The organism is Sulfuricurvum sp. (genome assembly GCF_028712165.1).
GTDB lineage: Bacteria > Campylobacterota > Campylobacteria > Campylobacterales > Sulfurimonadaceae > Sulfuricurvum.
In genome coordinates this window covers 33,270-43,389 of record NZ_JAQTQR010000013.1, presented here as the reverse complement: position 1 = coordinate 43,389, position 10,120 = coordinate 33,270, and the positions used below count along the sequence as shown (strand labels likewise).

Here is a 10,120-nt window from a genome sequence, read left to right as displayed (position 1 = left end):
GTCATACCGATCATTACCAATACATTGGCACCGAAGAGAAACGGAAAAAGGCGGTGGTCTGCTTTGAAATATTCCATATAAATGAAACTTGATTTTTCTATAAATATGAACATCCCCGAAAAACTGAACGTAAGGGCCAAAATATAGCTGATCGCTTCTTTATGGGTCAAAATTCTTTTATAGGCTTCGAGTATGTTTGATGTGGAGCGAGTTCCTGTCTCTGGGAGTTTGGCTAAAAGCGCGATTGTCACCCCAGAGGAATATATGCCTAAAAATAAGAAAACGGTGTTCCATGGAAAAAAGGAGATGATAACCGAACCGATAGCGGGTGCAATCATCGGGGCAATCATCGTGATGGAAGCAATCGTTGAGAAGACTTTGGCCGCTTCCGTACCGTGGAATAGATCGCGGACGATAGCGGAGGAGTTGACAATGGCCAAACCTCCTGCAAACGCCTGAATTGCACGGAAGAGGTAAAGTTCACTCAGTGACGTTGTAAAAAACAGGGCAAAGTTGGCCAGCGAGAAAATACTAAGACCCAAGAGGGCGGTTTTTCGTCTCCCAATTCTATCTGAAAGGATCCCCCCGACCATCTGACCGATGGCAAAAAACAAAAGAAAAATACTGATCGTCGCTTCGATCTTTTCAATACCTACACCGAGAGAATGTGCGATTGCAGGCATGGATGGCAGATAGGTATCGATAGAGAGCGGTGTAACCGATGTAAGTGCTGCTAATAATACGATTAAAGTTACATGGTTGAACGCCGTTTTCATTCCCGAATCACTCGAATCTTAGCGTCGGTAATGCTGCAGGGCATACATATAGGAATTCCGCTCGTATGCGGATGGATTGTCGGTATGACAAAGAGATATGCTCCCTTTCATCTGGGTAATCGATTCGTATTCATGTTTCTCCATCCACTCTCTAATATCAAGTAATATTTGACTTATCTCCGTTTCTCCTTTAATCAGAAGTACAGAAGCCAATGCAGTCGCATCCGCACCGCTCATAATGGCTTTCAGGACATCGGTTCCGCCATGGACTCCGGTATTGGCACAGAGCGAGCAGGGGAGTTTGTTATAGAGTATCGCACACCATCGGAGGGTTTCACTTAAACGTGCGGATGAGGTGATATTTGCATGCTGCAACGGGCTCAGTAGTTCGAGATCGACATCGACGAGAGTAGGGTTGTCAAAAAGGGTCAGCCCTTTTACACCTGCATCGACGAACCGTTTTGCCATATTGGCCGGACTGGAAAAGTAGGCATTCATTTTGACATTAAGCGGGATCGATATATGTTGTGCAAGCATCGCTGCCGTATCTATATACATCTGCTCCACTTCATGACCTTGCTGTTCCATGGAAGTGGGGATATAGGTGATATTGAGCTCCAGCGCATCGGCACCGGCCTCTTGGAGTTTGGTTGCGTATTTGACCCATCCTCCGGCGGAAGCGCCGTTCAGAGATGCAATTACAGGAACCGATACCGACTCTTTAATACGTCGTATCTCTTCCAGATAGTGATCAGCATGGAGATTATCAAAATCGACCTCGCTGGGGAGGTAACTGGTAGCTTCCGCATACGAATCGCTGTGTATGTGTAAGAAATGATCGATTTGGCGGATCTCATGCGTAATCTCTTCTTCGAAAAGAGAATGCATAATGACGGCGGCGATCCCGTTATCTTCGAGTTTTTTGATGCTGTCGAGTGAAGCGGTCAACGGCGATGCACTCGCGATCAGAGGGTTTTTAAGTGCTAAGTCTAAAAATGTAGTAGAGAGATCCATGATTATTCCTTCTCCTCGGACGGTTGATAATACGCGTGCAGATTTTGGTATCGGTGATAGAGCGATTGGGCAGTTTGGGATGCGGTAGCCAAATAAGAATCCGCGGCCTCTTTGTTCATTTTTTCTGCCATTTTAAATCGGGTTTCACGATACATAAAATCTTTTACATCGATTTTAGGCCCTTTGTAATCGAGCGTCATCGGATTTTGACCCTCTTTGATCTTGTCGGGGTTAAAACGGAATATCGGCCACAGACCGCTGTCTACGGCTCTTTTTTGCTGATCAAATCCGTATTTCAGATCATATCCGTGTGCGACACAATGCGAATAGGCGATGATGATCGAAGGGCCGTCATAACGTTCCGCTTCGACAAACGCTTTTACGGTAGCCGTGTCGTTTGCTCCCATTGAGACTTTCGCGACATAGACGTTTTGATAATTGATAGCCATTGCCGCGAGATCTTTCGGCATAGCCGCTTTTCCACCTGCGGCAAATTTTGCCACGGCACCGGTGAAGGTCGCTTTGGACTGCTGACCTCCGGTGTTGGAATAGACTTGTGTATCGAGGACGAGAATGTTGACATTCTTACCGCTGGCCAGGACATGATCGAGCCCTCCGTATCCGATATCGTACGCCCATCCGTCGCCGCCCATGATCCAGACCGACTTTTTGACCAGATAATCACTCAATTCGATCAGCGTTTTGGCATCGTCATGATCAAGTGCTTCCAACGATTTTTTGAGCAATTCAACCCGTTGTCGTTGGGCATTGATCTGTGCTTCATCATGCTGTTCGGCGTTAAGAATATCGGTGACCGCAGAAGGGTCTAGCTTATCTTTTAGATTTTCAAGCAATTGTTTTGCACGGTCTGTATGCGAATCGATGGCCAGACGAAATCCTAATCCAAACTCCGCATTGTCTTCAAACAGCGAATTCGACCATGCCGGTCCTTTTCCCTCGTCATTTTTACGCCACGGTGTCGTAGGAAGATTGCCGCCATAGATAGAACTGCATCCGGTTGCGTTGGCGATGACCATACGATCCCCGAAAAGCTGAGATGCGAGTTTGACATAAGGGGTCTCTCCGCATCCCGGACATGCACCGCTAAATTCGAAAAGAGGTTCGAGGAACTGTGAATCTTTGAGATTGCTGTGATCGAGAGAAGAACGATCCATTTTAGGCAACGAGAGGAAAAAATCCCACTGCTTGATTCCGCTTTCGCGCAACGGCAGCTGCAGCACCATATTGATCGCTTTGAGATTGGTTTGGGATTTGTTTTTGGCCGGACACACTTCTACGCACAGTGCACAGCCGGTACAGTCCTCGACGGCAACCGATATTGCGAAGCGGTCGTTTTCTGTGTACTCTTTCCCTTTTGCCGCTTTGGCACTGAATCCTTGCGGTGCATTCTCCAGAAAGGATACGTCGAAAATACTCGAGCGGATGACGGAATGGGGGCATGCAGAGACGCATTTGTTGCATTGGATACAGGTATCGGCATCCCAAAACGGAACTTCCTGAGCAATATTGCGTTTTTCATATTGTGCCGTTCCGGTAGGCCATGTGCCGTCATCCGGCATTTGGGATACACGAACCTGATCCCCTTTGAAAGCGCTTATTTTTCCGATCACCTCCTCGATGAACGGAGTCATATCCCCTTTGAGAATCGGATGAAGGGCTTGTGAGCTGTTCGCATTATCCGGGACTTTGATTTCATAGAGATTTTCGAGGGTTGTATCCACGGCGTCATAGTTCATTTGAACGATGACATCCCCTTTTGCGCCGTAGGTTTTTTGGATAGAGGCTTTGATCTTTCGCATCGCTTCGTCTTTGCTGAGAATCCCGCTGATAGCAAAGAAACACGTCTGCATCACGGTGTTGATTCGTCGTCCCATTTTGGATGCCTGTGCAACTTTATAGGCATCGATTGCGAAGAATCGTATCTGTTTGGCAATGATCTGTTCTTGTGTCACGCGAGGCAATCTATTCCATACTTCTTCTTTCGGATACGGAGAATTGAGCAAAAAGATAGCACCGGGTTTGGCAATATCGAGCAAATCGAGTTTTTCGAGGAATACGGCCTGGTGCACGGCGACAAAATCGGCTTTTTGGATGAGATAGCTCGATTGTATCGGTTTGCTTCCGAAACGCAGATGCGAGGTAGTCATCGAGCCCGACTTTTTGGAGTCGTAAACAAAATATCCTTGTGCATAATTATCGGTTTGGGTTCCGATGATCTTGATTGTATTTTTGTTCGCACCGACGGTACCGTCCGAACCCAGTCCGTAAAAAACCGCCTGAAACTGGTCACTGTTTTCCAAAATAAAATCGTGATCGTATTGCAGTGACGTAAAGGTCACATCATCATCAATACCGACGGTAAAATGATTTTTCGGAGTTGTTTTGGCCAATTCGTCGAAAATTCCGATGATCATGGCAGGAGTAAACTCTTTGGATGAGAGTCCGTATCTCCCCCCGATAATGGTTGGCATAACACGGAACGTATCCCGATGCTCAAAAAGGGTCGTCACGACATCGTGATACAGCGGCTCTCCCAAACTTCCGGATTCTTTGGTTCGATCCAATACGGCGATGGATTTGAGTGATTTCGGAAGCGCTTGTATAAAGGCCTCTTGTGCAAACGGCAACGCGAGACGAACTTTGATCATTCCCACTTTGGAACCTTGGGTATTTAAATACGCTACGCTCTCTTCGACCGCTTCGGCACCGGATCCCATGAGAACGAGGATACGCTCCGCATCCTCGGCACCGCAATAGTCAAACAGGTTGTATCGGCGTCCTGTCAATTCATAAAAACGATCCATCTCATTTTGCAGAATACCCGGCAATGCCTGATAGTAGCGGTTGACGCTTTCGCGACCCTGGAAATAGACATCCGGATTTTGGGAAGTTCCTCTTAGGACGGGATGATCAGGGTTTAACCCCCGCTTTCGGTGCTGTGCTACCAATTCCGGATCGATCATCGCTTTTAGATCATCGATTTTTAGCTGTTCTATCCGGCTCACTTCATGCGATGTCCGGAACCCGTCAAAAAAATGCAGAAATGGGATTCGAGAGCGCAGAGATGCCGCTTGGGATATGAGGGCAAAATCGTGGGCTTCCTGAACCGAGTTTGAGGCCAAAAGGGCAAAACCGGTCTGCCGAACTCCCATCACATCTTGATGATCTCCGAAAATAGAGAGCCCCTGCGCGGCCAGAGAACGTGCGGCGACATGAAAAACCGTTGAAGTGAGTTCTCCTGCAATTTTGTACATATTGGGGATCATTAGCAAAAGGCCCTGCGAAGCGGTAAACGTAGTCGTCAGGGCTCCTGTTTGGAGGGAACCGTGAACGGCGCCGCTGGCTCCCCCTTCGCTTTGCATTTCGTACACTTCAGGAACCGTTCCAAAAATATTTTTTTCCCCTTTGGAACTGTAAATATCGCTGAATTCTCCCATGGGGGATGAGGGGGTTATGGGGTATATCGCGATGACTTCATTGATTTTATGGGCGACCAGTGCGACGGCTTCATTTCCATCGACGGTAATGGTAGTGGATTCAGACATAGAGTTGCTCCATCCAATAAAATTTACGGTTTTACATTATAGCCCAAGTTAGTAGACCGAACTGAAATTTAATCGTAATTTTTAATTCTTGGAAGAACTTCTAAGAACCATATAAATGTCAAGAAAGTGTCAAGAGAATAGACGGAACGTATTGACACCTTTGTTTTACTATTTGAACATCAAATAAACAGGAGGAAGGTTATGAAATACCTTGCAATCGTCGCTATGTTCTCGATGTCGCTTATGGCGGCATCACCCGAAGTTGTTCAATATATGAAAGAACTGGAAACTGCAGCAAAAACGGAAAATCGCTCGTTCAGCGGATTTGACGCTGCCAGAGGAAAAGAGATTTTTACCTCAACCCACACCGGAAAACAAGGCAAGCCGATGGCATGTACCAGTTGTCATACTCTCAATCTGGCCAATCCGGGAAAAAATGCTTTGACCGGAAAAGTGATAGATCCGCTCTCTCCGAGTACAAATCCTCAGCGTCTTACCAGTACCAAAGAGGTTACCAAATGGCTTAGACGCAATTTCATGGATGTTTATGCCCGTGAGGGAACTGCACAAGAAAAAGGTGATGTCCTCACCTATATTATGAAAAATTAACGGAGCAATACAATGAAAACATTATTAAATATATCAGTAGCCGCACTTATTCTGGCAGGCGGAGCGTATCTTTACGCAGAAGACGATTATGAAGAACATGAACACCGTTCTTCTTCTGTGGTTGCAAAACCGATGACCAAACAAGATAAGACAACGATGGCGTTGTATCAAAAAGAGTGTGGAGCATGTCATATTGCCTATCAGCCCGAGTTTTTGCCTAAGCGTTCATGGGACAAAACGATGAATACGTTGGACAGCCATTTCGGAACGAATGCTTCGCTCGATCCGGCAGATCACAAAACGATCCAAAACTATTTGGCAACACATGCCTCAAGAAATGATCGTATGACCGGAATGGGCGGAGAGATCGCGATGCGTATTTCTGAAACACCGAATTTTAAACGGGAACATCGTGAGGTAGCGCAAAAAATGGTCACGCAAGCGGAAGTCAAAAGTTTCGCAAATTGTGCCGCATGTCATACGAAAGCGGCAAGCGGCAGTTATCGTGAACGCGAAATTCGAATCCCAAATTACGGCAGTTGGGAATAAATAGGAGATTACTATGAAACGGGTATATGTTTGGACACTTCCGACACGGTTGTTTCACTGGCTGTTTGTTTCTTTGATTCTCGGGGCGTGGATCGCCTCGTTGGAAGATCGATGGCTCTCTTTGCATGCGGCGATCGGCAGTGCGGTAGGGGTATTGCTGGTGTTTCGCATCGTATGGGGGATTATGGGACCTAAATATTCCCGTTTTGGTGATTTTACTCTGCGCTTCGACGCGCTGAAAGAATATCTCTTATCGCTCTTTAATCCGACTCGACACTATGTCGGCCATAATCCGGCAGCTAGTTTTGTAATGATCGCGATGCTCGCAACCGTTGCACTTGCAACAATAAGCGGAATGCTTGCTTATGGGATACAGGAAAATAGAGGGATACTCGCATTTTTGCATGCAGGTTACTTTTCAGATATGAAATGGTTCGGTGAGATACATGAGTTTTTTGTCAATCTGTTATGGGTCTTGATAGCGGCGCATGTAATGGGAGTGTTGAGCGATAGAGTGCTGCACAAATCGGATCGCACGCTTAACTCAATTATTGACGGACACAAAAATATGGAGGGTGAAAGTGCCGTATTGTCATTAACACAAAAAATGGTTGCAATCATAGGAATCGGCGGAACCATTGTATTCCTTATCTATACACTCAGTGTACCGAACAATCCGATCACCCTCGGCTACAATGAAAAAGTCGATTATGCAAAAGCCAATCCGGCTTTTGTCAATGAGTGCGGTTCCTGTCATACTCTATATCCTCCGACGCTGTTAGCGAGAGAATCGTGGACAAAACTGATGGGGGATTTATCGAACCATTTCGGCGATGATGCTTCGCTTGATCCTGCGGATCATAAAACGATTTTAGCCTATCTTCTGGCACACTCTGCAGAGAGTTCACAACAGGAGATGTCGGTAAAAATGATGCAATCGCTTCAAAATCGCGATATGATAGCATTTACCCAAACACCGTTTTGGAAACGGACGCACAGGGATATACCTGCTGAGGTCTTTAAGCGCGACAGTGTGAAAAGCCGCGCAAACTGTAAAGCGTGCCATAGCGATGTAGAGCAGGGGACGATTGAAGATAATGCGATCAAAGCGATATGAAAGGGGGAGTAAATGAAATGGATTATGTTGTTGGGAATGTCACTTTGTTTGGCATGGTTTAGTCCTTCTTATGCCGACAACGACGGACACCGTTTTCCGATGGATCTGGATGATTTAGGGTTAACACAGCAACAACATCGCTCTGTTGAGGATGCGATGAAAGAGTATCAGCAGGCATATCGCAAATATCATCATCAAAGCAAGCAAACACAGCAGGATATTAACGGACTGTTTCTTGCTCCGACGTTCGATACCGAATCGTTTCGTGCTAAAAATTTGGAAATGGAACGTATGTCGATTGAGATTCGGGTACGATTGTTTGAGCGTCTTCATACGATTTTGACTCCGGAGCAAAAGCGACGATTCATTCAGCATATGAGGGAGTGGGAGATTGAGTAAAAAAGTTCTTTTGATCGAAGATGACATTCCCCTGCAAGAGATGATGATCTCATTTTTGGAGCCTTACGGATTTGAAGTAAAAGGTTTTTCCAATCCCAAAGATGCTCTTGCATCCTTGCTGGAACGAAAAGAGGTATATGATATTGTCGTTTTGGATCTGATGCTTCCCGGTATGGATGGATTTGATGTAGCAAAAATGATTAAAAGCCGACTCGACATCCCCATCATTATCTCTTCTGCCCGCACCGATATCGGCAACAAAATATACGGCTACGATCTCGGAGCCGACGATTATCTCGATAAACCGTATGAACCGCGGGAGTTGGTGTTGCGTTTGGAAGCGGTTTTACGCCGCTACGGACGAAAAAATGAACACATCGTATCTGATTTCACGATTGATGAATCAAATAAATCCGTCAGTATGGACGGTTATCCGATCGATCTGACACGGATCGAATTCGATATTTTTTGGCTGTTGGTTAAAAATCGGGGTAAAAACCTCTCCCGTGATCAGATCATCGGTTCATTAGGCTTGGGTGACGATACCAAACACCGAACTATCGATATGCATATCAGCAATATCCGTCTAAAAATCGGCGATGATGCCAAAGAACCCCGCTATATCAAATCGGTTTGGGGAATCGGCTACAAATTTACAGGATAAATGATGTCGATATTTACCAAAATTACACTCTTATTCAGTATCAGTCTTCTCCTTATGATCGGAATAGGGTATCAAATCGATACGATCAATACTCAAAAATACGAATCTCTCATACTTCAAAAATATATCGTTGACGGGCGTAAAATATTTGGTTGGATGGCAACATCATCGGCTAATGAACTTGACAATAAACTCAAAACGATCAATTTGGTAAAAACAGCTCCGGAACTTCCTGAAAGGATGCTTGTCCGCCAACCGCATACCTTTGGTGTATTTGAAATATTTGAAGCGAAAAACGGTGATTATGTTCTGCATGTGCGATACATTGACGAAGAGATCTATTTGCACGATAAGAGCTTTCTGGAGGTTCAGAAAAAAGGGTGGGTACTCAATACACTGGTCATCGCCGATATAGCGGTATTGATCATTATCTTTATCAGTATCTTACGAATGTTATCACCGCTTAATTCCATCGCTTCAAGCATGCGCAGTTTTGCCAAAGGGGCCTATCGCAGCCGCAGTGAAGTCCGAACACGTGATGAGATAGGAGAAGTCGCACAAACTTATAATGAAATGGCTCAAACTATCGAAAATTTGATTCTTTCACGTCAAGAGCTTTTGCGGGATGTCGGACATGAGCTGCGTACCCCGATTGCGAGAGGGCTGTTTGCACTGGAACAAATCGAAGATTCCAAAGCAAAAGCGACACTGAAACATTCGTTCCAAGAACTGGATCAACTTACGCGAGAACTTTTGGAGATTGAAAAACTTCAAGCGACCGACACAATACAATCTGAAAAATTCAGTGCGGAAACATTGGTCATGGAAGCTCTCTCAAAACTTTGTCTTGAAGATGAGTCAGCTGTCAAGATTGAGATAAAAAATAATTTCATATTATCCGGTGATGTCCACTATCTTTCACTTGCACTGAAAAATTTGCTTGATAATGCTCTGAAATATACCGATCGGCTCCCTATAGTCCTGGAAATCGATATAAACCGCATCAGTGTTTCAAATCACGGTAAACCGCTGGAAAAAGATTTTAGCTATTTTTTGACCCCCTTTACGAGACAAGAGAGCTCTCGTACGACGCAAGGCTTCGGTTTGGGTCTCAATATTGTAAGTAAGATTATTATCAAACACGGATATCAATTGACGTACGATTATAAAAACGAATATCATTGCTTTTCAATTATTGTGGAATAGCAAGCGATTTTTGGGTTAAATTATTGAGTAGAATCGTTATAAATGACACTATTTTTTAAATATAATCGGTTCTGAGATAGTTCAGTGATAATAATGTAATAATTTGTGTCGAACGTATGTTATGATTAAACATTAGTATCAAAAGTTTAACTCAACACGTTAATATTGAAGACTAAATATGGTTCAGTTAATAGAGTATTGGCTGAACAGACTACTTTAC

The 10,120-nt window shown here is 44.8% G+C and carries 9 protein-coding genes; 6 read left to right on the top strand and 3 right to left on the bottom strand.

The window, feature by feature from the left end; genetic code table 11:
* From PHP90_RS03715 to nifJ, 3 genes are all read right to left on the bottom strand, one after another.
* Positions 1-776, bottom strand: a 776-nt coding sequence (locus PHP90_RS03715) for an MFS transporter (protein WP_299925435.1), incomplete at its 3' end; no start/stop codon positions are given.
* A gap of 18 nt (positions 777-794) precedes the next feature.
* A complete protein-coding gene (locus PHP90_RS03710; protein ID WP_299925433.1) occupies positions 795-1,790 on the bottom strand; it encodes a dihydroorotate dehydrogenase-like protein in 996 nt (331 codons plus the stop codon).
* Positions 1,791-1,792: 2 nt separating this feature from the next.
* The gene (nifJ, locus tag PHP90_RS03705; protein ID WP_299925430.1) at positions 1,793-5,356 is read right to left on the bottom strand and encodes a pyruvate:ferredoxin (flavodoxin) oxidoreductase; all 3,564 of its coding nucleotides are present in this window, start codon (positions 5,354-5,356) and stop codon (positions 1,793-1,795) included.
* 201 nt (positions 5,357-5,557) lie between these two features.
* Between nifJ and PHP90_RS03700 the strand changes: the two genes are divergently transcribed.
* Genes PHP90_RS03700 through PHP90_RS03675 form a run of 6 tightly spaced genes read left to right on the top strand, consistent with a single transcriptional unit; the run spans position 5,558 to position 9,900 of the window.
* A complete protein-coding gene (locus PHP90_RS03700; RefSeq protein WP_299925424.1) occupies positions 5,558-5,965 on the top strand; it encodes a DUF1924 domain-containing protein in 408 nt (135 codons plus the stop codon).
* Positions 5,966-5,977: 12 nt separating this feature from the next.
* Positions 5,978-6,514, top strand: a complete 537-nt coding sequence (locus tag PHP90_RS03695) for a diheme cytochrome c (RefSeq protein ID WP_299925422.1) — start codon at positions 5,978-5,980, stop codon at positions 6,512-6,514.
* Between the two features lie 13 nt (positions 6,515-6,527).
* The gene (locus PHP90_RS03690) at positions 6,528-7,631 is read left to right on the top strand and encodes a cytochrome b/b6 domain-containing protein (protein ID WP_299925419.1); all 1,104 of its coding nucleotides are present in this window, start codon (positions 6,528-6,530) and stop codon (positions 7,629-7,631) included.
* A 12-nt stretch (positions 7,632-7,643) separates the two neighbouring features.
* Positions 7,644-8,030: a periplasmic heavy metal sensor gene (locus PHP90_RS03685; RefSeq protein WP_299925416.1), complete on the top strand. Its 387-nt coding sequence runs from the start codon at positions 7,644-7,646 to the stop codon at positions 8,028-8,030.
* On the top strand, positions 8,023-8,694 hold the full coding sequence (locus tag PHP90_RS03680) for a response regulator transcription factor (protein ID WP_299925413.1): 672 nt from the start codon (positions 8,023-8,025) through the stop codon (positions 8,692-8,694). The genes PHP90_RS03685 and PHP90_RS03680 overlap by 8 nt, the downstream gene beginning before the upstream one ends.
* A 3-nt stretch (positions 8,695-8,697) precedes the next feature.
* Positions 8,698-9,900 (top strand): ArsS family sensor histidine kinase, encoded by a 1,203-nt coding sequence (locus PHP90_RS03675; protein WP_299925410.1) that lies wholly within the window; start codon positions 8,698-8,700, stop codon positions 9,898-9,900.
* The last annotated feature ends 220 nt before the right edge of the window (positions 9,901-10,120 follow it).